Origin of the sequence: Gaetbulibacter sp. M240 (genome assembly GCF_043876815.1) — a bacterium.
GTDB lineage: Bacteria > Bacteroidota > Bacteroidia > Flavobacteriales > Flavobacteriaceae > Gaetbulibacter_A.
Map to the genome: position 1 here is coordinate 1 of NZ_JBAWKA010000002.1, position 24365 is coordinate 24365.

19 protein-coding genes and 1 tRNA gene are annotated in these 24365 nt (G+C 36.5%); 12 read left to right on the forward strand and 8 right to left on the reverse strand.

The genetic code is table 11. The features are described 5' to 3' along the window. Nucleotides 1–324 precede the first annotated feature (324 nt). Nucleotides 325–397 (reverse strand) — tRNA-Phe (locus tag V8G61_RS05545). Nucleotides 398–571: 174 nt separating this feature from the next. On the opposite strand from V8G61_RS05545, the gene V8G61_RS05550 reads away from it, so the two are divergent. From V8G61_RS05550 to V8G61_RS05580, 7 genes are all read left to right on the forward strand, one after another. Further along, nucleotides 572–1300 (forward strand): type III pantothenate kinase, encoded by a 729-nt coding sequence (locus tag V8G61_RS05550; RefSeq protein ID WP_394874489.1) that lies wholly within the window; start codon nt 572–574, stop codon nt 1298–1300. Then, on the forward strand, nt 1300–2601 hold the full coding sequence (locus V8G61_RS05555) for a hypothetical protein (RefSeq protein ID WP_394874490.1): 1302 nt from the start codon (nt 1300–1302) through the stop codon (nt 2599–2601). The genes V8G61_RS05550 and V8G61_RS05555 overlap by 1 nt, the downstream gene beginning before the upstream one ends. A gap of 16 nt (nt 2602–2617) precedes the next feature. Further along, nucleotides 2618–3997 (forward strand): tetratricopeptide repeat protein, encoded by a 1380-nt coding sequence (locus V8G61_RS05560; RefSeq protein ID WP_394874491.1) that lies wholly within the window; start codon nt 2618–2620, stop codon nt 3995–3997. 2 nt (nt 3998–3999) lie between these two features. Then, complete coding sequence (lptC, locus tag V8G61_RS05565) at nt 4000–4548, forward strand: LPS export ABC transporter periplasmic protein LptC (protein ID WP_394874492.1); 549 nt, start codon at nt 4000–4002, stop codon at nt 4546–4548. Between the two features lie 108 nt (nt 4549–4656). Next, on the forward strand, nt 4657–4851 hold the full coding sequence (locus tag V8G61_RS05570) for a hypothetical protein (protein ID WP_394874493.1): 195 nt from the start codon (nt 4657–4659) through the stop codon (nt 4849–4851). Next, the gene (locus V8G61_RS05575; protein ID WP_394874494.1) at nt 4852–6141 is read left to right on the forward strand and encodes a hemolysin family protein; all 1290 of its coding nucleotides are present in this window, start codon (nt 4852–4854) and stop codon (nt 6139–6141) included. 210 nt (nt 6142–6351) lie between these two features. Further along, nucleotides 6352–8505: a SurA N-terminal domain-containing protein gene (locus V8G61_RS05580; protein ID WP_394874495.1), complete on the forward strand. Its 2154-nt coding sequence runs from the start codon at nt 6352–6354 to the stop codon at nt 8503–8505. Between the two features lie 58 nt (nt 8506–8563). Here the strand turns inward: V8G61_RS05580 and V8G61_RS05585 are convergent, their stop codons facing one another. Continuing rightward, nucleotides 8564–9469, reverse strand: coding sequence for a GYDIA family GHMP kinase (locus V8G61_RS05585; RefSeq protein ID WP_394874496.1), 906 nt, complete (start codon nt 9467–9469; stop codon nt 8564–8566). Between the two features lie 2 nt (nt 9470–9471). Continuing rightward, complete coding sequence (locus V8G61_RS05590) at nt 9472–10794, reverse strand: hydroxymethylglutaryl-CoA reductase, degradative (protein ID WP_394874497.1); 1323 nt, start codon at nt 10792–10794, stop codon at nt 9472–9474. 154 nt (nt 10795–10948) lie between these two features. Between V8G61_RS05590 and V8G61_RS05595 the strand changes: the two genes are divergently transcribed. The 4 genes from V8G61_RS05595 (at nt 10949) to V8G61_RS05610 (ending at nt 17212) form a co-directional block, all read left to right on the forward strand. Beyond that, nucleotides 10949–13159, forward strand: a complete 2211-nt coding sequence (locus V8G61_RS05595) for a S9 family peptidase (RefSeq protein WP_394874498.1) — start codon at nt 10949–10951, stop codon at nt 13157–13159. Nucleotides 13160–13187: 28 nt separating this feature from the next. Continuing rightward, nucleotides 13188–14720 (forward strand): peptide MFS transporter, encoded by a 1533-nt coding sequence (locus V8G61_RS05600; RefSeq protein ID WP_394874499.1) that lies wholly within the window; start codon nt 13188–13190, stop codon nt 14718–14720. A 41-nt stretch (nt 14721–14761) separates the two neighbouring features. Further along, entirely contained in the window at nt 14762–16576 is a 1815-nt protein-coding gene (locus V8G61_RS05605) for a peptide MFS transporter (RefSeq protein WP_394874500.1), read from the forward strand. Nucleotides 16577–16663: 87 nt separating this feature from the next. Next, a complete protein-coding gene (locus V8G61_RS05610; RefSeq protein WP_394874501.1) occupies nt 16664–17212 on the forward strand; it encodes a thioredoxin family protein in 549 nt (182 codons plus the stop codon). 6 nt (nt 17213–17218) lie between these two features. Here V8G61_RS05610 and V8G61_RS05615 read toward each other — a convergent pair whose 3' ends face one another. The 5 genes from V8G61_RS05615 to surE are packed head-to-tail and all read right to left on the reverse strand — an operon-like array spanning nt 17219 to nt 22025. Continuing rightward, nucleotides 17219–19252 carry a ComEC/Rec2 family competence protein gene (locus tag V8G61_RS05615; protein ID WP_394874502.1) on the reverse strand — a complete coding sequence of 678 codons (2034 nt, stop codon included), beginning with the start codon at nt 19250–19252 and terminating at the stop codon, nt 17219–17221. A gap of 21 nt (nt 19253–19273) precedes the next feature. Next, nucleotides 19274–19819 (reverse strand): C40 family peptidase, encoded by a 546-nt coding sequence (locus tag V8G61_RS05620; RefSeq protein WP_394874503.1) that lies wholly within the window; start codon nt 19817–19819, stop codon nt 19274–19276. Nucleotides 19820–19824: 5 nt separating this feature from the next. Further along, nucleotides 19825–20937, reverse strand: coding sequence for a lipid-A-disaccharide synthase (lpxB, locus tag V8G61_RS05625; RefSeq protein WP_394874505.1), 1113 nt, complete (start codon nt 20935–20937; stop codon nt 19825–19827). A 3-nt stretch (nt 20938–20940) separates the two neighbouring features. Beyond that, nucleotides 20941–21222 carry a hypothetical protein gene (locus V8G61_RS05630; protein ID WP_394874507.1) on the reverse strand — a complete coding sequence of 94 codons (282 nt, stop codon included), beginning with the start codon at nt 21220–21222 and terminating at the stop codon, nt 20941–20943. A gap of 8 nt (nt 21223–21230) precedes the next feature. Then, on the reverse strand, nt 21231–22025 hold the full coding sequence (surE, locus tag V8G61_RS05635; RefSeq protein ID WP_394874508.1) for a 5'/3'-nucleotidase SurE: 795 nt from the start codon (nt 22023–22025) through the stop codon (nt 21231–21233). A gap of 167 nt (nt 22026–22192) precedes the next feature. Between surE and V8G61_RS05640 the strand changes: the two genes are divergently transcribed. Beyond that, nucleotides 22193–24358 carry a carboxy terminal-processing peptidase gene (locus V8G61_RS05640; RefSeq protein ID WP_394874510.1) on the forward strand — a complete coding sequence of 722 codons (2166 nt, stop codon included), beginning with the start codon at nt 22193–22195 and terminating at the stop codon, nt 24356–24358. Nucleotides 24359–24365 lie beyond the last annotated feature (7 nt).

Consider the following 24365-nt stretch of genomic DNA (forward strand, 5'->3'; position numbering starts at 1 on the left):
GATGGTACTACATTTGTGGGAGAGTAGGTCGTTGCCTTTCTTGAATCCCGATTCTTTACAGAATCGGGATTTTTTTTGCGCTATACTGAAGGAATATTAAAAAACATCCTATAGAGTAGCTTGTCTTTATCAAATTCCAAAATATTTTTATTATCCTTTTGTTATGCTATCGGCTGTAAAAAGTAATATCAATTTTCTTCCCTATAAATAGGCCAGAGGTAGAGTATGACATGAGAGGGTTTAAAATAGCAAGTCTAGTGCTGATTTTTAATATAATGAATTGAAACAAAAAATCCCGTAAACCTAAGTTTCGGGATTTTTTTGTGGTACCTCCAGGAATCGAACCAGGGACACAAGGATTTTCAGTCCTTTGCTCTACCAACTGAGCTAAGGTACCTCGCTAAAGCGGTTGCAAATATATATTCATTTTTGTAATTCCCCAAAGGAATAATGCAAAAAAGTATAGTTTATTCGCCTTCACACAAATTCAATTGTACTTTAGACCAATATTATAAATTTTTTAAGATTTTTTTAGTGTTCCGTTTTGTAAGTTTACGATTTTAATACACGCATGAATCTCATAATCGACGTAGGAAACTCTTTTGTAAAACTCGCTGTTTTTCAGGTGGATACCCTAATCCATAAAGAACAGGTGCGTATTGAAGACGTCGTTAGTACTTCAAAAAGGATTAAAGCACAATTCCCTGCTATTCAAAACGCCATTATATCGTCGGTAAATACACTTTCAGATCAGGATATGAAATATTTATTCGAGACGTTTCATTTGATAGAACTTCATTCAGAAACAAAATTACCGTTCAAAAATCTATACAAAACTCCCCAAACCTTGGGTGTAGATCGTTTGGCCTTAATTTCTGCGGCAGCAAAAAACTATCCTGATAAAAATGTTCTGATTATTGATGCCGGAACCTGTGTGACTTTTGATTTTAAAGATTCCGAAACTAATTATTTGGGTGGTGCTATTTCACCGGGCTTACGAATGCGCTATCAGGCCATGCATAATTTAACAGCAAAATTACCGTTGTTAGAAACTGAATACCCCGACAACTTTATTGGTAATACAACCGCTCAATCTATGCATTCAGGTGTTGTAAACGGGCTATCTCAAGAAATTGATGGGGTAATTAATCAATATAAACAGGAATATTTAGATTTAACAGTTATTTTAACAGGTGGGGACGCTAATTTCTTGTCAAAACAATTAAAAAGTAGCATATTTGCCAACTCTAATTTTCTTTTAGAAGGCTTAAACTATATTTTAAATTTTAATTCAATTTAATGATTAAAAAACTTCTATTCATTTTTGTTGCACTCATAGCAATAAACAGTTACGGTCAACAGAATACAGCGTCTCCTTATTCATTTTACGGCATAGGAAGTTTAAAGTTTAAGGGCACCGTTGAAAATAGAAGTATGGGTGGTTTAAGCATTTTTACAGACAGTATTCACTTGAATTTAAGAAATCCGGCATCTTTCACAGGGAATAATCTGGAAACTTTTAACAATACGGCAAGACCGGTAAAATATGGTGTTGGGGCTACCCATACCAGAACAACCTTGAATAGTGACTCGGGGAGTAGTGAGGCAAGTTCGACATCCATAGATTATTTAGCCTTGAATTTTCCGGTAGGGAAGTTTGGGTTTGCATTCGGCTTGATGCCATATACTGCTGTGGGTTACAAATTGGAATCTGTAAATGCTGATGGTAATCTGGAAAATAGATATACCGGAGATGGTGGATTGAACAAAGTGTTTTTAGGTGGAGGTTATCAGATTTCTGAAAATTTGAGTTTCGGAATAAATGTCCAGTACAATTTTGGGAACATACAGAATAGTAGTGTAGCTTATATTTATGATGCCGATGGCACGCCTTTACAATACCAGTCAAAGGAAAACAATCGCTCGGACCTAAGTGGTCTTAATGTGGATCTGGGGTTAACTTATAAAACCATGATCACTGAGAAGTTGCAACTTGTTTCCGGGGTAACCTATACGCCTCAAAGCAATATTTCTTCATTAAACGAGCGCTCCATCTCAACTATTTCTACATCGAATGGGCGGGAATTTAATATTAATACAATACCTGTGGATCTCGAAGCTTTGGGCTTAGACGAGACCGATCTTGTGTTACCTTCCAAATATAGTTTTGGAGCCGGAATTGGCGACCCTTTAAAATGGTTCGTAGGTGCGGAATACAATGCGCAGAAAACAAGTAGTTTTTCCAATGCCCTTTATTCAAGCAATGAAACCACTTACGAAGATGCATCAGGTTTTGCTCTGGGTGGTTTTTATATCCCGGATTACAATGCTTTTTCAGGGTTTTTAAATCGTGTGGTTTATAGAGCCGGGATACGGTACGAAAAAACAGGGTTGCGTTTAAAGAATGAATCCATTAACGAGTTTGGCATGTCTTTTGGAGTAGGAGTACCAGTAGGGTCTTTCTTTTCTAATGCCAATTTGGGTGTAGAACTGGGAAAAAGAGGTACTACAAATAGCAATTTAATAGAAGAGAATTTTATAAATGTTTATTTAAGCTTATCTTTGAACGATTTATGGTTCCAAAAGAAGAAGTACAATTAACGGTAACACAATTATTATGAAAACGAAAATTACATTATTAGCCCTATTGTTTTTAGGTTTGAATTTTAGTTTTGCTCAGCAAGAAGAGGCCATGACAAAACTTTCAATTTTTCATGAATACGTAAAAGCCAAAAACTTCGATGCCGCCTACCAACCTTGGATGGAGGTTAGAAATAGCTTTCCAAAGTTCAACATGGCGATTTACACCGATGGAGAGAAAATATTAGAGGATAAAATTGAAAAATCTTCTGGTACAGAAAAAGTGGCATTCGTTAATGATCTTATCAAATTATGGGATCAAAGAGGTGAACACTTTGCCAGCAAAACACCAAAAGGTGAGTTTGGTGCCCAGGCTTGTCAGTTGATGTATGAAAACCGTGAGATATTAGGGAAAACAGATCAACAATTATACGATTGTTTTGATGCTGCCTATAATGCTGATAAAGAAACCTTTAACAATCCGAAAAGCTTATATACTTATTTTTCGTTAATGGTGAAATTGTATGACGCCGGTAAAAAACCAGCAGCAGAACTTTTTAGTAAGTACGATGATATTAGTGAAAAGGTAGAAAGTGAAAATGAAAACTATGCGCGTAAGCTTAACCAGTTGATCGAGAAAAAGGATGCCGGAACAGAGCTTTCAAGCAAAGAAGATCGCTATAGAAAATATTACGAAAGTTACCTTAAAGCCTATGACCAAATATCAGAAGGTATTAATGGTCTTTTAGGTGATAGAGCGAATTGTGAGAATTTGATTCCAATTTATTCCAGAGATTTTGCTGAGAACGAAACTAATGCAGTATGGTTAAAACGTGCGGTAAGTAAAATGTACTACAAGGAATGTACGGATGATCCGCTTTATGAAAAGTTAGTAAAGGCTTATGATGAAGCATCGCCATCTGCAGATACGAAATACTTCGTTGGTACTATATTAATGAAGAACAACAAAGAAAGTGAAGCCATTAATTACTTTCAACAAGCTTATGATCTGGAAAGCGACAGCTTCAAAAAAGCAAATCTTGCCAATCGAATTGGTCTGATTTTAAAGAAGAAGGGACGTTACAGTCAAGCGAGAACATATTTTAGAGATGCTTTAAAATTGAATCCTTCAAACGGCCGTCCACATTTATCTATTGCCGATATGTATGCTGATAGTGCTAACAGTTGTGGTGATACTAATTTTGATAAACGTGCTGTGTACTGGTTAGCGGCTGAGGAAGCCCAAAAAGCGGCCCGTGTTGATCCAACGCTCACAAAGCCTTCTGCTGCCTCTGTAGCGAATTATCAAGCAAAGGCACCAAGCAAGTCGGAAATATTTAATTCCGGAAGATCAGGAGAAACTATTAATATTGGATGTTGGATTGGTAGTTCAGTAAAAGTGCCAGCGATCAATTGATATTGAGAAAAACATATTCATTTATAAACATAGTCGCGATTTTTATCGTGACTATGTTTTTTTCATGTACAGACAACATTAAGGAAGTACAAAAGATTGGGGTGTCTGAAAATGAACCTGTAGGCATCGCAGAAGATATTAATTTAAAATATACCGATTCCGGCAGAGTTACCGCCAATCTATTGGCAAGTAAAATGCTGGATTACTCCAACCGGGATTTTCCGTATAATGAATTTGTAAACGGACTTACACTTTATCTTTTTGATGAAGACGATAACAAAAGCAAGGTTGTGTCGGATTATGCCATTGTTTATAACAAAACCGACCTGATCGATCTTCAAGGGAATGTAGTCATAACAACCTATGATGGTAAAATTCTTAAAACCGAGCAACTCTATTACGATCAAAGTAATGAATGGCTGTTCACCAATTACCCTGTTGAATTTACAACCGATCGTGATAAAATCAACGGAAATGGTTTTGATTCAGATTCAAAATTTGCTAATGCGCAGGTTTTAGAAGTTACCGGTCTTATTACGATAGAGGACTAATAAAAACACGATTCTTTTTCCTGAAGACATCCTCTAATTTTTTATCTTTGTTAGTATCATCAACCTTTTATCAACTTAAGATTTAGGGTTTAAAGCAAAAAAAAACGAATGAAATATTCTAAAATTTTTCTTTACGCTTACTTGGCTTTTGCCATCCTCTTTATTTATGATGCCATTACAAAATATATGGCAAATGGAGAGATAGCTTATCCATCGATATTTTTGGCTGCCACAGCTGTTTTTATGTTCTTCTTCCGAAGAAAATTCAGAAAAAAGTATGATAATAGAAATAACTCAGAGTAAATGAGTATTTCTGTCGTTATCATTATTTTATCCTTAATTCTATCTGCTTTTTTCTCGGGAATGGAGATCGCTTTTGTGTCTTCAAATAAAATACACATCGAGATTGAAAAAAAACAAGATGGGCTTCTGGCAAAGGTCTTGAGCAAGCTTACGGCTAAACCTTCCAAATTTATTACAACTATGCTTATTGGTAACAATATAGCCTTGGTTATTTACGGGTTTTTTATGGGAGACCTTTTGGTAGCTTGGTTCAAAACCATGTTGCCTTCACAATACGAGCTTGTAAATTATTTGTTGAATGATCTTAGTTTACTTAGTCAAACTATTATTTCAACAATTCTTATTCTTATTACCGCTGAGTTCTTGCCTAAAGTATTTTTCCAGATATATGCCAATAAGTTTATAAAAGCTTTGGCTGTGCCGGCCTATATATTTTATTTGCTGTTCTCGATTATTTCCGAATTTGTGATCTGGATATCAGATTTTGTTTTAAAATATTTTTTAAAAACGGAAGGAGATCAGATCCAAATGGCATTTACAAAGGTAGAGCTAGGAAATTATATTAGTGAGCAAATGGAATCCGTCGAATCTCATGATGACGTGGATTCAGAGATTCAGATTTTTCAGAATGCATTAGAGTTTTCAGAAGTTAAAGCCCGGGAGGTTATGGTGCCGCGTACCGAGATCGTGGCTGTGGAAATTACAGAATCCATCAAAACCTTGAATAACTTATTTACTGAAACAGGATACACTAAAATTTTGGTGTATAAGGATAGTATTGATGATATTCTGGGTTATGTACATTCTTTTGAATTATTTAAAAAACCAAAGGATATCAAATCCATGATGTTACCTGTGGAATATGTTCCCGAAACAGTTCTGGTAAAAGATGTTTTGAGTTTGCTTACTAAAAAGCGACGAAGTATGTCGGTGGTTATTGATGAGTATGGTGGAACCTCAGGCATTATGACGGTAGAGGATATTGTAGAAGAATTATTCGGTGAGATCGAAGATGAACATGATACCGTTGATTTGGTAGAACATCAAATGGATGAAAAGACCTTTCAGTTTTCGGCTCGTTTGGAAGTCGATTACGTCAACGAAACCTACAAGATCAATCTTCCGGATAGTGAAAACTATGAAACGCTTGGCGGTTTGGTCGTGAGCCATACTGAAGAAATTCCGCAGCAAAATGAAATCGTTAGAATTGAAGGTTTTCAGTTTAAAATCCTTGAAGTATCCAATACCAAAATTGATATGTTGGAACTTAGAATTATTGAAGAAGATTAGCGCACTTTTCAAATTGAAAATGATATAAAAGTATAGTTGGAAATCTTCAAATATTTTAACGCTTACCACCACGAATAAATACATCATATCCCTTTTATTATTAAACAGAAAATGGTATTTTCGCGCACGATATTTTTTGTCGACCCTAAGGAAACCTTATATAATTAAACATAACAGGCTCTCGCTTGGAGCTTTAAATAAAATAAACACATGGCAGTTTTAAATAAGATCAGACAACGCTCTTTATTTTTGATATTGATTATCGCATTGGCGTTATTCTCTTTTGTTCTAGCAGATTTATTTAAAAATAACAGTGGATTCGATACGAAATCACAAAATACGGTAGCAACCATCAACGGTAAAGATATTACCCGTACTGAATTCATGAGTCAGGTAGAAATGATGCAACAGCAAATGGGACCAAATGCTACGAATTCACAGGTTATGAACCGTGTTTGGGATCAGATGGTACGTAAAACGATTTTGGAAAACCAGTTTGAACAACTTGGTATTTCTGTAGAGAAAGATCAAATGCGTGATTTGCTTAAAAATACCTTAGCCAGTGCACCTGAATTTTTAGATGAGAACGGTTTGTTTGACGAAAATAAGCTGAACGAATTTATAGCAAACTTGAAAGAAATTGCACCACAACCCGGTTTCTTGGGCGGGCAACCAATCACCTTTTCAGATTGGACAAACTATGAAAAAAACCTGGAACAAAATGCCCTGCAACAAGAGTATTTTAATCTGGTAAAAGCGGGATTAACCGGAACCTTAGCAGAAGGTAAACTAGAAAACGAACTGGAAGGAAACAAACGCGATATAAAATATGTGCAGATACCTTACACCTCTATCGCTGATAGTGTGATTAAAGTTTCAAAATCGGATGTGTCTGATTACATTAAAGACCATAAGAGTAATTATCAGGTGGAAGCTTCCAGAGATATTCGTTATGTTCAATTCAAAGAAGAAGCTTCTGTTGAAGATGAAAATAAGATCAAGGAAGATCTTAACGCCCTATTGACTAATAGAGCAGAGTATAATCAAGTAACAAAACTTACCGATACAATAAAAGGGTTTTTGGAAACTGAAGATAATGAGGATTTTATAAATGTAAATTCGGATCTTAAGTTTAATCCTCAATTCCTATTCAAAAACCAATTGCCTACGGCTGTATCTGATAGTTTGTTCAACTTAAATGTAGGAGAGATTTTTGGGGTTTTTAAAGATGGAGGATATTATAAAATCTCAAAATTATTAGCTGTTAAACAGATCCCGGATTCAGCAAAAGTGCGTCATATCCTAATTCCGTTCATTGGTTCTACCAGAGCCACACCGGACATAACTAAAACCGATGCTGAGGCAAAGGCAACAGCTGATAGCATATACACCATTGTTAGCAAAGATCGTTCAAAGTTTACAGATCTACTGGACTTGTCCTCAGATAAAGTAAGTAATGAGAAAGATGGTGAAATTGAGTTTTCTTACAGAGATGCTTTCGCTCCTGAATTTAAGGATTTCTCCTTTTTTAATAAGGTTGGATCTCTGGATGTTGTTAAAACATCTTTCGGATATCATGTTATTGAAATATTAGAGCAAACCGAAAAACAAAAAGCGGTTCAAATTGGAACTTTGGCCAGAAAGATAGAGCCTTCTGAAGAAACCATTGATATGGTGTTTAGAGATGCTTCTAATTTTGAAATTACCGTAGCAGAAAAAGATTTTGAGGAAGTAGCCAAAGAAACTGATTATGCTGTAAGACCGGTGAATAAGATCAAGGCTTTGGATGAAAGTATTCCTGGAATAGGGAATCAGCGTCAGATTGTTCGTTGGGCATTCGAAGAAGAGACAGAGATTGGGGCTGTAAAACGTTTCACTATTACAGGTGGATACGTAATTGCTCAATTGGTTGCTAAACACGAGGCTGGTTTAATGTCTGTGGATGATGCCACCGCATCTGTACTTCCAATTATTCGTAAGGAAAAGAAAGCTGAACTTATAAGAGATCGCGTAACGGCTTCATCTTTGGAAGATATTGCGAAAGCAGAAAACACTACGGTTAAAACGGCTTCTGCCATCACTATGAAAAACCCAACAATTGCCGGTGCTGGAAGTGAGCCTATGGTAGTTGGTGCCGCTTTTGCACTTAATGAAGGTGAAACTTCAGGATTGATTGATGGAGAAAAAGGCGTATATATGGTAGAAGTAACCAAAGTAACGCCTGCTGTAGAGCTTGATAATTATCAAGCGGCAGCTAATAGAGTTCAGAATCAAAAATTAGCTGTGGTAACTTCTAAATTATATCAGGCTCTTCAGGATGCTGCTGAAATTGAAGATAACCGTGCTAAAATTCAAATACAATAATAAAAATCAATACAACGACTAACTAAAACAAAAAAGCCTCGATCATTCGGGGCTTTTTTTATAAGATCATTTCTGTGTAGTTTAAAATGGTATCGTAACCTCTTTCCTTAAAATATGCGCTTGGATCAGTTTCAGAGGTAACTAATATAAAATCACCACCCCAGGCACCCAAACTTTTAATAGCGCCATTAAAATCTTGAAAATATAAATCTTTTACAGGTGTTTGCTGTGTGATTTCTGAAATCAATGTTTCATGCGCCCTGATACCTTTTCCGAAATCCGACAGTGTTGTGCACGCCAGAAGATCTTTGGTAATGGCGTTGATTTTAGTAATTAAATGGGCTAAGTTCTTTTTATGTGTCTGATAGTGTTTAATACCATCACGGCTGTTTTGCTTTTTATTTAAATGAACAAAGTATAACTGTGGTTTAAAATCCGGATTAAAATTAACCGGTTGAACTTTTCGTGTGGGCCCATCAAGTTCATAAAGTATTGGTGTCTTATGCTGTGCGCAGGCAATATCGTAACCACTACCTCCAAATGTTTTATCAAGCAAAATATAAGCGTCAACTTCGGCCCATTGTGCTATGTTATTAATTAAAGTGGAAGAGGAACCCAATCCCCAGTTTCTTGGAAATTCTAAATAGGTACTAACCTTGAAACCCTGAAAATCCTTTAAGAAATTTGGATTTAATTCCCTAGCGGCATTTATAATTTCAATCAAACGTTTACTATTAGGATTGTCGCTTATAATACTTTTTTCAAGTTGCTTCAATTCAAAGGTGTCTTCATACCAAATGTTTCCCTCGTTATCATAACTTTTCCAAACAATTTTCGAGTTTGAAGAAAGCTCTGCGTGCAGGGTTTGTCCATATTTAGTAGGTAACGCCAAAGCTAAAGCGCCATCCAGGACAACATATTCGCCCGTGAGTAATAATTTACCATGACTTGAAAATACCTTCACTTTTATGCTTTTGAACGTAATTTATTAAGGGCTTCTACTACAGCACTATGGGTAACTGTATTGTCTTTAAAATTTTTGATCAACTTTGATTTTTCTTCAGCCGTTGCTTCAAATTGGTTTAGTATATTAAGCAGATGCATTTTCATGTGTCCTTGTTGAATACCTGTTGTGGTTAAAGACTTTAAGGCTGCAAAATTTTGAGCTAAACCTGCCGCTGCGGTAATTTGCATGAGTTCTTTTGCTGAAGGATGTCCTAATAGTTCTAAGGCTAATTTCACCAGAGGATGCAACCCGGTTAATCCTCCAACGGTACCCAAAGCTAAAGGAATATCCATCCAAAAGGTAAACGTATCGCCTTCGACTTTTGCGTGTGATAAACTCCTGTATTGTCCGTCTCGTGCCGCAAAAGCGTGCACACCGGCTTCAATCGCTCTAAAATCATTTCCAGTGGCCAAAACCACAGCATCTACACCATTCATAATCCCTTTGTTATGGGTTACAGCACGGTAAGGTTCTACTTCCGCTATATTTACGGCCTGAACAAATTTTTCAGCAAAATCACGGCCTGATATAGCTTCAGTTTCTGATAATTCATTTACAGGACAGCTAACCGAAACGCGTACCAAACAGTCCGGAACATAGTTGGAAAGGATACTCATCACGATATCAATGTTCTTTTCAGTCTCTGAAAATCCATCATATAAAGCCGCTTGTTCTTTAAGGGTTTTCGCAAACTGTTCTAGACAGGAATTTATAAAATTAGCTCCCATGGCATCAAGAGTCTCGAAAGTAGCGTGTAATTGATAATAATTAGGAATGGCTTCTGTTTTGTTAACAAGTTCAACATTCAAAATCCCACCACCACGACGCTCCATGTTTTTCGTAATACCATTGCAGTCTGTAATAAGTTTGGGTTTTACGCGCTCAAAAAAGGTATTCAGAGTTTTGTAATCACCCGAAAACATAAAATGTACCTGTCCGATTTTGTTCGTTGAGATAACCTCAGTTTTAAACCCACCACGATCCAACCAAAATTTGGCAGCCTTGCTTGCGGCGGCTACTACCGAACTTTCTTCAATAGCCATGGGAACAGTGTAGTGCTTTCCGTTTATTAAAAAATTGGGTGCAACACCAAATGGCAAGTAATAATTAGTAATGGTGTTTTCAATAAATTCGTCGTGTAATTGCTGTAATTTTTCGTTGGTATTCCAATATTGTTTTAATATGGATTTTGTGCCCTCGGCATTAGAAAAATAAGTTTTAACAATCCAATCAATTTTTTGCGACTTGGATAATTTGGAAAAGCCAGCAATGGTTTTGTTCATATGAAATTGTTTTACAATTGCAAAGATACTACTCTTAGTATGAATATTGAATACAGGCATTAATTGAAAGCCTATAATAACTGTTAATGTTAGTGGTTTTTTTCATAAAATTTAGTAAACTTGACATCATTTTGACAAATAAACATTTTTTTGAATGAAAAACTTAAAATTCTCCCTTTTCCTTTCCTTAATTATTAGCATAAACTTATCGGCCCAATCAAAAAAGATTTCTCTTAAAGAGATTTGGAATGATACGTTCAAAATTGAAAAAATGGATGTTCTGCACTCCATGAAAAATGGAAAGCAGTATACGGTTTTAAAAGTTAATCCCACCGACAGTACAACCTCGGTAGAACTCTTTGACTATCGTACTTCTGAAAAATTGAGTACACTCGTTAATTCTGCGGAAATAGAAGATATGCCTTCCTTTTCCGACTATAAGTTTAGTGACGATGAATCGCAATTAATTTTAGCTGTAAATGTAAAGGATATTTATCGTCGGTCTAAAAAAGGGCATTATTATATTTATGATTTGAAATCCAAAGATTTAACTTTAATAGCAGAGGAACAAATCCAGGAGCCTACCTTCTCGCCCGATGGAACGAAAGTTGCCTATGGATATATGAACAATATTTATATCAAGGACTTAACAACTAATATCACGACTCAGATAACCTTTGATGGTGAAAAAAATAAGATCATCAATGGTGTTGCCGACTGGGTTTATGAAGAAGAATTCTCCCTTGTTAGAGCCTTTGATTGGAATGCCAATAGTGACAAATTGGCTTTCATTAGATTTGATGAATCCGATGTGCCACAATATTCTATGGATATTTACGGTACCAATTTATATCCAAAACAAGAGGTTTTCAAATATCCAAAAGCTGGAGAAAACAATTCATTAGTCTCTTTGCATGTTTACAATTTGAAAACTAAAAACACGTCGGATGTTAAATTAAATAAATCTTACAGTGATTTTTATATTCCTAGATTGAATTGGACTAACGATCCTGATGTTTTGAGTGCCCAGTATTTAAACAGACACCAAAATGTTTTGGATATCTGGATGATCAATACGGCTGATAATTCAGCTGAAATTGTTTTAACAGAAACCGATGACGCTTATGTGAAAGTTACCGATAATTTAACCTTCCTAAGTGATAATAGTTTTATTTGGACGAGTGAAAAAGATGGTTACAATCATATTTATCATTATGCGAAAGACGGCAAGCTGATCGATCAGGTTACCAAAGGCAAATGGGAGGTGACCGATTTTTATGGTGTTGATGAAGATGACAAAATGGTCTATTATCAGTCGGTTGAAAATGGCTCGATTAATCGAGATGTTTATGCCATTAAGATCAATGGCAGGAACAAAAAACGTTTGTCCCAAGTAACCGGTACAAACAAAGCTTCGTTCAGTGCCGATTACAGCTATTTTATAAATACATTCTCAAATGTATCTACCCCAACGCGTTATACTCTAAATTCTGGTAAAACAGGGGAGGTGATTCGTACGATTATTGACAATCATGATCTTGTTGAAAAGCTAGCTAATTACAAAACGGTACAAAAAGAGTTTAGTACGATTTCTATCAATGGCAATGATTTGAACATGTGGATGATAAAACCTGCCAACTTTAATGCCTCAAAGTCCTATCCATTATTAATGTTTCAATATTCAGGTCCCGGCTCACAAAAAGTAGCCAATATTTGGCATGTTGAAAATGATTACTGGTATATGAAGTTAGCTGCTGAGGGATATATTATTGCCTGTGTTGACGGTAGAGGTACTGGGTTTAAAGGAGCAGCGTTTAAAAAAGTTACGCAACTTCAACTGGGTAAGTATGAAGTTGAAGATCAAATTGAAGTCGCCAAAGCCCTTGGAAGTCGCCCATATATAGATGCTTCCAGAATCGGAATTTGGGGCTGGAGTTACGGTGGATTTATGAGTAGCAGTGCATTATTTAAAGGAAACGATGTATTTAAGATGGCCATTGCTGTTGCGCCTGTTAGCAGCTGGCGTTTCTACGATTCCATTTATACGGAACGTTATATGCGGACGCCTCAGGAAAACCCTGATGGTTATGACGCTAATTCACCTCTTAATTTTTCAGAGTTATTAAAGGGCGATTTTTTACTCATTCACGGCTCCGCCGATGACAATGTCCATTTGCAAAATACCATACGATTATCGGAAACCTTGATTCAGGCCAATAAACCATATGACATGGCTATTTATCCGGATAAAAATCACGGCATAAAAGGAGGAAATTCAAGATTACATCTTTATAACAAAATGACTGAATTTATTTATAACACGCTTGGCGATAACATAGAAAAGGAAGATTCGGAGGAATTATAGGAACTCATTTTAACAAATCAAACTACACATGGCAGATACAGCAGTTAAACAAGCGCATCAAAAAGAACTTTTCGGACAACCAGTAGGGCTTTATATCCTATTCTTAACTGAAATGTGGGAACGTTTCTCCTACTATGGCATGAGAGCTTTATTGGTATTATACATGACGGCTTCGACCATAGGGGATGATCCCCGGGGAGCAGGCTTAGGATGGACTGATAAAGAGGCTTTAGCGCTGTATGGTTGGTATACTATGTTGGTTTATGTGATGTCGATTCCCGGTGGGATGATAGCCGATAAACTGATCGGGCAGAAAAAAGCTGTTTTGGTCGGTGCCATAATTTTGTGTTTAGGACATGGCGTTTTAGTGTTAACAGACATCTGGGCTTTCTATACAGGTTTAGGACTTGTGATATTGGGTGTTGGATTTTTAAAACCTAATATTTCTACCATGGTTGGTGGCTTGTATAAAGAAGGTGATATCAGACGCGATAAGGGATTTAGTATATTTTACATCGGGATAAATTTAGGCTCCCTACTTGCAACCATGATTGTGGGTGGCGTTGTAGCCAAATGGGGCTGGCATGCCGGTTTTGGATTAGCGGGTGTCGTGATGCTATTAGGGCTTCTTAATTATATTGTTGGGCAAAAATATTTAATCCAAGTTGGGAACTTTGTTCCACCGCTAAAGGACGATCCGGATAATGTGTCCTATGGAGCGCTATATTCTCAACTTTTTAAATCGCCAAGGCAATTGACCATCGTAACGGTTTTATTATTGCTTTCTATTTATGGTTGGTATACCTTAGAGTGGGGTTACGGTCTTTTATTTGTTTTCTTAACCGCCATATCAGCACTTTTAATTATGATCTATAAAGACCTGAAAACTCAGGTTTACAAAGACCGTTTTCTTGTGTTATTGCTTTCGTTTATCATGGTTATTATTTTCTGGGGTGCCTTTGAGCAAGCCGGAGGCTTGATGAATCTTTATACTGATAGTAAAACAGACCGAGTGCTTTTAGGCTGGACCATTCCAACAGTGATGTTCCAGAGTTTAAATGCTGGTTTTATTATTTTGTTAGCGGCACCAATCGCCAGTTTTTGGGCAAGTAGAAAGTTAAAGGGTAAAGAAGCCTCGTCACTTTTTAAAATGGCCCTAGGAATTATTATCATGGGCTTTGGATTTCTTTATATGGTGTTTGCAGCCATACAATTTGATAGTACAGGAACCTCAAGTATGATTTGGTTGGTTTTAGCTTATTTATTTCACACTATTGGTGAATTATGTATTTCTCCGGTTGCTTTATCATTTATTACTAAATTGGCTCCTGTAAAATATGCTTCACTAATGATGGGTGTTTATTTTGCAGCTACAGGACTTGGTAACAAAGTTGCTGGAATCGTAGGAGAATCGGCAAGTGAATATGGAGAATTAAGTGTTTTTGCCGGCATTGTTATATTTACAGTAGTAGTTGGTTTATTGTTCATAGCTATCATTAAACCGCTTAAGCGTTTAACTCATGGTATAGAGGAGAGCGAACGCATGATGCACAGTGAATAATAAATCTAAAAAATATAAAGCTTATTAAATAAAAGACTATTATGGCAACAGACACCACTACAGAGCAATTTTTTAAAAATCCGGTAATAGGGCATCCGGCAGGACTTTTCGTATTGTTTTTCACTGAAATGTGGGAGCGTTTTTCTTACTACGGGATGCGTGCCTTACTTGTGATGTTTTTTACAGCATCCTTAATGGATGAAGGATGGGGCTGGCCTCGGGAGCATGCCATGGCTTTATTCGGAACCTACACAGGTTTAGTGTATCTATCGACCCTTATGGGAGGGTATTTTGCCGATAAGATTATTGGGTATCGTTATGCCGTTGCTATTGGCGCCTTGCTTATGACGATGGGACATGCTTGTATGGCCTTGGAAACGCAATTTATGATCTACCTCGGGTTAACCTTATTGGTTTTCGGTAGTGGCTTTTTTAAGCCAAATATGACATCTATAATTTCGGAAATGTATAAAAACCATGAAGAAAAGAAAGATGGAGCCTACACCATTTTTTATATGGGTGTAAATGCTGGAGCATTCCTTGGTATTTTACTCTGTGGTTATTTGGGTGAACGTGTTGGTTGGAGTTTTGGTTTTGGATTGGCAGGAATTTTTATGTTTTTTGGATTAATGCAGTTTTGGTTTTCTCAGAATATCTTTGGAGATATAGGAAAGAAGCCTACCCCTGAATCTAGATTAGCCCAACAAGAAAACGATACAGATAAAAGAAACCCTTTTCCGGTTTGGCAACTTGTTTTAATCGGGTTTTCAGTAATTGTAGGCTTATTATGGCTCCTTAATTCACCGGCAACCATTATTTCGGGAGGTACCTTTAATATGTTTGATTTTAATATTTTTGGACTGAGCGGGAATAATGTGATGATTATTTCTGCGATCTTGATTTTTGTGTTTTTGTTAGTATATCGTGTCTCGAATTACTCAAAAATAACCCGCGATAAGATGATCGCTATTACGTTTTTCAGTTTCTTAATTATCTTCTTTTGGGCCATTTTTGAACAAGCTCCAGGTACCTTGACCATTTTCGCTAAAGATTATACCAATAGGGTTTTAACAGGAAATGCAGGCCTCGTCTATTTAATTGTCAATTCATTAATGGCGATAGTTCCTTTGGTGATTATCAATTGGGTGCTTGTGAAATTATTTAAACAAACCTTTAAAACCTATACATTGGCCAGTGTCTTTTTGTCTGTCAGTTTTGTCATTATTTGGTTAATAACTATTTGGATGTTGGTGCGTGACTTTTACGGAGCCGGTTATATTCAATTATCAGACAGCGCCCTTGACTTTTTAAGATTTGAGAAATCAACGAATCCCTTAACAGAAGTTCCGGCTTCTTGGTTTGGCGTTTTGAATTCTTTGTTCATTATTACCTTTGCGCCTTTATTTTCTAAAATTTGGGAAAGTAAATACAATCCTTCAGCCAATGTTAAATATGCTATAGGTCTAACTTTGTTAGGTTTAGGTATGGCTTGCGTAGCCTTTGGAGCTTCAGGTATTTCTCCGGGTGCACAAACAGCTTCAGTGAGTATGATCTGGCTTATTTTAGTTTATCTTTTCCATACTTTGGGAGAGTTGTGTATTTCCCCGGTAGCCCTATCGTTGGTAAGTAAATTATCGCCGGCGCGTATGATCGCCTTTATGTTTGGTATTTATAATCTCGCTGTTGGTATTGGTATGAAATTGGCTGGTGTTTTTGGAGAGAATGTTGATAAAGTAGCTGATGAGAATGGAATTAGTTATTTTTTCTGGCTGCTTACGATGATTGCTTTAGTATTAGCCGTTTTCTCCTTGATCATGAACCCTGTTATTAAAAAACTAATGCATGGGGTCCGTTAATCGAAAAATTAGTTAAAAAATAATCAAAATGCGCCATCTTAGGCGCATTTTTTGTAAGTTGGGCACAACTTTTGAAAACAAAGTAATATGAAAAAGATACTATACACACTACTGTTTGTTGCTTTGATAAGTACTTCAGTTACAGCCCAAGAAATCAATTGGGTATCGCTTGATAAAGCTCTGGAACTTCAAAAACAGAAACCTAAAAAGATCATGATGGATGCCTACACGAACTGGTGTGGACCTTGTAAAATGTTGGATAAAAATACATTTCAAAACCCGGATGTTGCAGATTATGTGAATGCTAATTTTTACGCTGTAAAATTTAATGCCGAAGGAAATGAATCGGTAACCTACAATGGGAAAACTTATTCCAATCCGAATTATGATCCGGCTCTGGCAAATCGAAGAAATTCACCACATGAATTGTCAAGTTATTTGAGAATTACTGCATACCCAACAATTGTTTTTATGGACGAGACAGGAAACGTTATAGCCCCAATTGTTGGCTATCAAAAACCCACACAATTGGAATTGTATTTAAAACTTTTTAAAAATGATGATCATAAAAGTATTACATCACAAGACCAGTTTACCGAATACTACAATAAGTTTAAACCGGAATTCAGTAATTAATAAAACTTAATATTTTATTATAAAGGCTCCCTTTTTATCGGTTCGATGAAAAGGGATTTTTCGTTTATCACAAATAGCTTCCCAACGTGCTTTATAGCTGTTGTAATTACTCCCGTCTGCAATAACGTATTTTGGTTTCAACGAGTCGATCAATCGGTTCAAATTAAGTTTTGGAGACTCCCGGAGCAAAACATAATGAGGTTTAACCGATCGTAGATTGTAAACACCTAAACTATCTATAACAAACAATAGTTTGTCTTTTAAATTATAGAAATTACGAATCGAGTCTTTTTTAACATGGTCTACGGTGTGTGCTAGCGTATAGTCCGAAATTATTTTGTTTTCGGTTGAATAAATTGAATCGGTGCTGGCTACAGACAGGGTGTTTTTCATACGATTTCCTATTAAGGTTGACCTTGTTTGATGGAAGATTATAAATTCATTTTTAAAAGGAATTGTTCGACCATAAATCTCATAAACTTGAAATCCAATGAAACATATGATGACTAGGACTAAATACTTATAGCGTTTCTTTAAAAAGAACAGACTACCAAAAATTATAAGGCCGTAAAGCACGATAAGATGAAATTCCGTAAAGCGAATATTTTTAAATAGGAAGATATCTTGATCGGCAATCCAAGCAATAAAGCGATTCATGTAGTCGATAACATACCCATAACCCTTAGCCATAAACTGGGGCAATAGATTGAGAACCACTAATAAAATCACTAAAATACCGAAGCCTAATATGAGCCCTAAAAAAGGAATAATAACCAAATTGGAAATAAAAAATAAACCTGGAAATTGATGAAAATAATAGAGGCTTAAAGGAAGGATTCCTAATTGAGCTGCAATGGTTACGGTAAGGGTGCGCCAGTAAATTTTGGTAATCTTATATTTTGGTTTCCATAATCTAAATAAATAGGGATCTATACTGACTATCGCGAAAACGGCTGCATAACTTAATTGAAAACCAACATCGAATATATAAAGTGGTTTGAAAAGTAGTATCAAAAACATGGATGTCACCAGAGTATTATAAATGTTAGTGGGCCGTTTTAAATTCTGTGCGATAGATACTACGCTAAACATGGTGGTAGCTCGCGTTACAGACGGCGATAAACCCGCTACAAATGCAAACCCCCAAAGTATAAATAACAGTAATACGGTTTTAATGGCAGGACCGTGTCTAAGAGGGTCCAAAGGCTTTAATAAAAAGCTGAAAATGAGTAGGATCACTCCAACATGTAAACCCGAAACCGCCAAGATGTGAATCGCTCCTGCGTCTGCATAATTTTTGTATTCCTCTGGACTTAAATCCTGTCGCTGCCCTAGTAATAAAGCATTGATTATGGCCAGTTCGGAGGTGGAGAAAGGGTGTTTTTTCAATTTTGAATTGACAGCAGTTCTAAATTTATAAGCTAAGCCCAAAATAGATCTCCGGTTTGGTTCGAATACCAAAAATTGAGTGCTTCTCAGGACGAGTTCTCGGTAAATATGGTGGTGCTCTAGATAGGCTTTATAGTCAAACTGGTTTGGGTTTATTGGTGGTTTTAGTGCTTGAAAGCTATTTCGAACGACGATAATAGCATCGACATCAAGTTGGTTTTCGATACTATCTTTTTGTAGGTTAATTAAGGTTTTTCCTGTTACAGAAATGCTGTCGATCAGTACAACTTCAGCGATATATTTATCGTAATAGCGACTAGGTTTGAGTACTTCCTTTATTTTGAGTGTAATGGTTTGAAGGCTGTCCTCATGAGTTATATGCTTAGTAAAATGCGTATTTTTTTGAAGGGCGTCATGACTTCCTGTTGTTAAAATGCCCGTAAGAACAATGCTTAGCATAGCGATAAGGCCAAACCATGGTTTTTGAATGAATTGCCTCTTAGATTTAAGCAGAAAGTAGCCTAAAAAAACTAGTGAGACTAAGGTAATACCTAAACTCCAGACCACAGGAATGTGGAAATAATATCCAATCAGAATACCAATTATTAAGCCAACAGTTAGCTTGATCAGAGTTAAATTAAGTAGGCGCATTTGGGGTGCGATTTTTAGTGTCTATAATACACGTCTGGCTTGAAAAAAAGCATTCAGCCAATAGGTTTCATTCAATCCGGAAATAATAACACCTTCACGGGTTGTTGCATGGATAAATTTAATATCGTTATTTCGAATAGCTACAACGAGTCCAACATGATTAATAGCGTCTCTTCTGTTTCCGGTTTTAAAGAAAAGAAGATCACCTTCAAGGACTTCATTCAATTTAATTTTATCGCCCTTTTTCGCCATATCTCTTGAGATCCGTGGTAAAAAAATATTCTCTGATTGAAAACTTTCAAAGACCAGACCGGAACAATCCATTCCTCTTTTAGTAGTGCCACCCCATTTGTATGGGGTTCCTAAAAATTGTTCGGCATAAGATATGACGCTTTTCCGTGTACTTCGTGGCTTATTTGAGGACAGTTCAATGGCATTATTGAATTCAGGAGTCTTGCTTCCAATAATAATTTTAGCTGTTTTTTCCTTGTTTTTACGCCTTAACTTGGACGATTTACAACTTTGTAAACTAAGAATAATAAGGAGGGGGATAAGTAGGTATTTCATGAGGGTTAAGATTTAAGGGACTTGAAAATGAGCTGAGCTGTTTTCTTGCTCGCACCAGCACCTCCAAGCGCTTTTTCTAAATTATAATAATCTAGAAAAAGCGCTTCCCGAATGTCGGGTTTTAAGATGCGTTCCAATTCTTTTTTTAGCCGTTTTTTATTGAAATCACCTTGAATTAGCTCAGTGACTACTTCTTTATCCATGATCAAATTCACCAATGAAATATATTTTAAAGTGATAATTCGCTTGGCGATCTGATAGGAAATTGCACTGCCTTTGTAGCACACAACTTGTGGCACTTTGAATAAAGCGGTCTCTAAAGTAGCGGTTCCCGAAGTTACCAATGCTGCAGTAGAAACGCTCAACAGATCATAGGTTTTGTTAGTAACGAAGGTTACCCGATTCGATTTTATAAAACCTTTATAGAAATCATAATCTTGGCTAGGAGCTCCAGCAATCACAAATTGGTAACCTTCAAAATCCTTTACCAAACTCAACATTACGGAAAGCATGTTTTTAATTTCCTGTTTCCTGCTTCCGGGTAATAGGGCTATAATGGGCTTGTTACTCAAATTGTGGGCTTTCTTAAATCCTTCCGGACTTACAGGATTTCTATTCGCTATGGCATCAATTAAAGGATGTCCAACAAAATGGACATCATAATCATACCTTTTGTAAAAGTCTTTAACAAAAGGTAAAATAACATACATTTCGTCAATGTCCCGTTTAATGGCTTTTACACGCTTAGCCCTGGAAGCCCATACCTGCGGTGAAATATAGTATCGAGTGCTAAAACCTTCCTTTTTCGCCCATTTGGCTATCCTTAAATTGAATCCTGAATTATCGATAAAAATAATGACATCCGGCTTGGTATTTTTGATGTCTTCTTTACAAAAGGAAATAAGTTTGAGAATTTTACTAAGATTGGTAAGAACCTCAAAAAAACCCATGAAGGCCCTTTCTTTGTAATGTTTTACTAGAGTTCCTCCCACACCTTGCATGAGGTCCCCGCCCCAAAATCGAATGGTAGCCTGAGAGTCAATCTCATATAAGGCTTTCATTAAATTTGAGCCGTGTAAATCGCCCGAAGCTTCCCCGGCAAGGATATAGTAGGTCATTTTTTAAAATAATTTAAAAACAAAAGTAAATACTGCAATAAATACAGTAATTAATAAAACGCCCCTAGCTCTGTAGTCTTGTCGTTTTCTTATAAAAACAAAGAAGACAACGAGGTTTAATATAGCGCCTAGGCTAATGAGTTTACCTAAAAAACCCTCGGCAGCAGCAGCTTTGATTACCTCTTCGAAATCTTGGTTATTTCCTAGTAAAGTCGCGGCTAAAATAAGGCCTATGGCGTTTGCCATTAAGCCTGTAAACATGCCGATAAAAATCTCTTTTTTCATGTTATAATTTATGATTTGGTTTTGATGGACTTGAAATCCCAGGTATTCATTTCACTTATTAAATGGTGTGCCGTTAGATCAAAATGAACCGGTACAACCGATACGTAATCGTTTTCTAAAGCCCATTCGTCTGTATCTTTTCCGTTATCTAAATTTACAAATTCTCCTGTTAGCCAATAGTATTCTTTCCCCTGTGGGTTTTTTCTTTTGTCAAATTTTTCAACCCAATTAGCTTTGGCTTGACGACAAATTTTTATGCCTTTAATAGTTTCTTCAGGCTTATTAGGTATGTTAGTATTTAGTACAACGCCGTCTGGAAGTCCGTGTTCTAAAACCTGTTCAGCAATAGCTTTTACAAAGGGTTTTGCCCCTTCAAAATTAGCGTTCCAGCTGTAGTCTAATAATGAAAACCCAATAGAGGGAATACCTTCGATGCCTGCTTCAATAGCAGCACTCATAGTACCGGAGTAAATAACGTTAATGGAAGAGTTAGAACCATGATTAATCCCTGAAACACAGAGGTCAGGTTTTCTGGGCAGTAATTGACGGATCGCAATTTTAACGCAATCTGCAGGTGTGCCCGAGCAACTAAACTCGGTTTGTGGTACATCATCTGAAATATTCAATTTTTCTGCAAAAAGCATGGAGTCTAAGGTAATAGCGTGTCCCATACCGCTTTGCGGACTATCGGGCGCCACAACATAAACGGTTCCAAGCGTGTTCATCACCTCAATTAAAGCACGAATACCAGGGGCATTTATACCATCATCATTGGTGACTAGTATAAGAGGTTTTTCTGTCATACAAAAAATTTATAGCATCGCTAAAATACATATTTTACTTAGGAATGCCTCTAATTATTCGGTTTAACAAAAAATTAGTAGCAAATGCCTCTATTGGCATGGTTTTTTCTTTATTTTAGTAAAAATTATTAGAGGTACCATCTAAAAATGCTTCCAAATAATCTTAGATGATGAATATTATGAAAAAGAATTTTAAAGTATTGTCGCTTTTGTTGGTCCTAGCATTTGCGTCATGTAGTTTTACTTCAAAACGATTTGATAATCCGGATAAAGACAAACGCTTATTAGAAATTATAACCTTTGTTTTACAGCAAGGACATTACAATCCTATTGATTTTGATGACGAGTTTTCTGCTAATATGTTTAGAGATTACCTGAATTCTATTGATCCTGTAAAACGTTATTTTTATGCTTCGGATTACAAGGATTTTGAAAAGTTCAGATATAATATCGATGACCAGATCAGAGCTACTGATATTACTTTTTTTAACGTAGTTAATGAGCGGATGCTGAAACGTATTGATGAAGCCAAAGCAATTTACAAGGAGGTTTTGTCAAAACCTTTTGATTACAATATTCAGGAAACTTTCGATACGGATTATGAGAATAAACCTTATGTGAAAAATAAAACGGAGATGCGTGAGCGTTGGAGAAAGCAACTGAAGTTCTCTACCTTATCCAACTACGACGACATCAAAACCGAAGAAAACCTTAAAAAAGAAAATGATCCAAGCTACGTGATGAAAACGGATGCTGAGATTGAAGAAGAGGCTCGTTTGGCTACCTTAAAATCTATTGATATTTATTTCAATGATAACGTGGATGATTTTAATCGTGATGATTGGTTTGCGGGATATATCAATACCATGGTTGAAGAATTTGATCCGCACACGTATTACTTAGCGCCTCGCGGTAAAGAAGATTTTGACCAACGTATGTCTGGTAAATTGGAAGGTATTGGAGCCCGATTACAAAAACGAAACGACTATATCAAAGTTGTAGAATTGATTTCTGGCGGTCCTGCATGGCGCAGTAAAAAACTTGAGGTTGAGGATGTTATCTTAAAAGTGAAACAAGAAGATGAGAAATACCCTGTAAACATTGTGGGTATGCGTATAAGTGATGCTATAAAATATATTAAAGGTCCTAAAGGAACGAAAGTAACCTTGACGATCAAAAGGGTTGATGGAACAATTGAAGATATTACCATAACTCGTGATGTTGTAGAACTTGGCGAAACCTATGCGAAGGCGTCTGTTGTTAAAAAAGAGAACAATCGCTATGGCGTTATCGATTTGCCTGCATTTTATGTGGATTTTAAGGACTACAAGAACATTAATGCCGCCAAGGATGTACGAGAAGAAATTCTGCGTTTAAAAGAAGATGGCATTGAAGGTTTAGTGTTAGACCTAAGGAATAACGGTGGTGGATCTTTACCGGCAGTAGTAGATATGGCAGGCCTGTTTATTGAAGAAGGTCCCGTAGTTCAGGTTCGGTCAACAGGTTCAAATAAGGAAGTTCTAAAAGACCGCGATAAATCTATCGTTTGGGATGGTCCACTTGTGATTTTAGTAAACGAAATTTCAGCTTCAGCTTCAGAGATTATGTCTGCTGCCATGCAGGATTATAAACGTGCTATTATCATTGGAAGTAAACAAACATATGGTAAAGGAACGGTTCAGAATGTAATTGATTTAAATAATGTTGTTAGAAATAATACCAGTGGCGATTATGGAGCTTTGGCCTTAACCACCCAAAAATATTATAGAATTACAGGAGGTTCTGTACAACTTGAAGGCGTGAAAAGTGATGTGACTGTTCCGGGGCGTTTCAGTTATATTGACGTAGGTGAAAAGGATAAACCAAATCCATTACCTTACGACGGTATTGATCCGGCAAGTTACGCTTCCTGGGAAAATTATATGGATTTCGAAACGGCTATCAAGCGTAGTAAGAAGCGCATTACAAAGAATGAGCAATTTAAACTCATTGATGAAAATGCCAAGTGGGTGAAAAGTAAAATTGATGAAACAGTATTTTCATTACACTATGAGACCTACAAGAAAGATTTAGAGGAAAACGACAATGAAGCCAAGCGGTTTGACGCCATTAATGATTATAAAACCAATTTAACATTCGATTCTACCAGCTACGAAAAATCTCTGTTCGTAACAGATACTACGGATTTAGAAGAAAAGCGCCAACGTTGGCATGAAACCTTGAGTCAGGATGTTTATATTGAAGAGGCTCTTAATGTTCTTGAGGATTTAAAAATGACACAACCCGTAAAAAAGATGGCTTCAAACGTACCATCCTCTACGGTTAAAAAGTAATGTAATA

Excerpts from the sequence above, each read along its gene's own strand:
- V8G61_RS05550 (WP_394874489.1), top strand. The coding sequence starts at position 572 with ATGAATCTCATAATCGACGTAGGAAACTCTTTTGTAAAACTCGCTGTT.
- V8G61_RS05555 (WP_394874490.1), top strand. The coding sequence starts at position 1,300 with ATGATTAAAAAACTTCTATTCATTTTTGTTGCACTCATAGCAATAAAC.
- V8G61_RS05560 (WP_394874491.1), top strand. The coding sequence starts at position 2,618 with ATGAAAACGAAAATTACATTATTAGCCCTATTGTTTTTAGGTTTGAAT.
- V8G61_RS05570 (WP_394874493.1), top strand. The coding sequence starts at position 4,657 with ATGAAATATTCTAAAATTTTTCTTTACGCTTACTTGGCTTTTGCCATC.
- V8G61_RS05575 (WP_394874494.1), top strand. The coding sequence starts at position 4,852 with ATGAGTATTTCTGTCGTTATCATTATTTTATCCTTAATTCTATCTGCT.
- V8G61_RS05580 (WP_394874495.1), top strand. The coding sequence starts at position 6,352 with ATGGCAGTTTTAAATAAGATCAGACAACGCTCTTTATTTTTGATATTG.
- V8G61_RS05590 (WP_394874497.1), bottom strand. The coding sequence starts at position 10,794 with ATGAACAAAACCATTGCTGGCTTTTCCAAATTATCCAAGTCGCAAAAA.
- V8G61_RS05595 (WP_394874498.1), top strand. The coding sequence starts at position 10,949 with ATGAAAAACTTAAAATTCTCCCTTTTCCTTTCCTTAATTATTAGCATA.
- V8G61_RS05600 (WP_394874499.1), top strand. The coding sequence starts at position 13,188 with ATGGCAGATACAGCAGTTAAACAAGCGCATCAAAAAGAACTTTTCGGA.
- V8G61_RS05605 (WP_394874500.1), top strand. The coding sequence starts at position 14,762 with ATGGCAACAGACACCACTACAGAGCAATTTTTTAAAAATCCGGTAATA.
- V8G61_RS05610 (WP_394874501.1), top strand. The coding sequence starts at position 16,664 with ATGAAAAAGATACTATACACACTACTGTTTGTTGCTTTGATAAGTACT.
- V8G61_RS05615 (WP_394874502.1), bottom strand. The coding sequence starts at position 19,252 with ATGCGCCTACTTAATTTAACTCTGATCAAGCTAACTGTTGGCTTAATA.
- V8G61_RS05620 (WP_394874503.1), bottom strand. The coding sequence starts at position 19,819 with ATGAAATACCTACTTATCCCCCTCCTTATTATTCTTAGTTTACAAAGT.
- lpxB (WP_394874505.1), bottom strand. The coding sequence starts at position 20,937 with ATGACCTACTATATCCTTGCCGGGGAAGCTTCGGGCGATTTACACGGC.
- V8G61_RS05630 (WP_394874507.1), bottom strand. The coding sequence starts at position 21,222 with ATGAAAAAAGAGATTTTTATCGGCATGTTTACAGGCTTAATGGCAAAC.
- surE (WP_394874508.1), bottom strand. The coding sequence starts at position 22,025 with ATGACAGAAAAACCTCTTATACTAGTCACCAATGATGATGGTATAAAT.
- V8G61_RS05640 (WP_394874510.1), top strand. The coding sequence starts at position 22,193 with ATGATGAATATTATGAAAAAGAATTTTAAAGTATTGTCGCTTTTGTTG.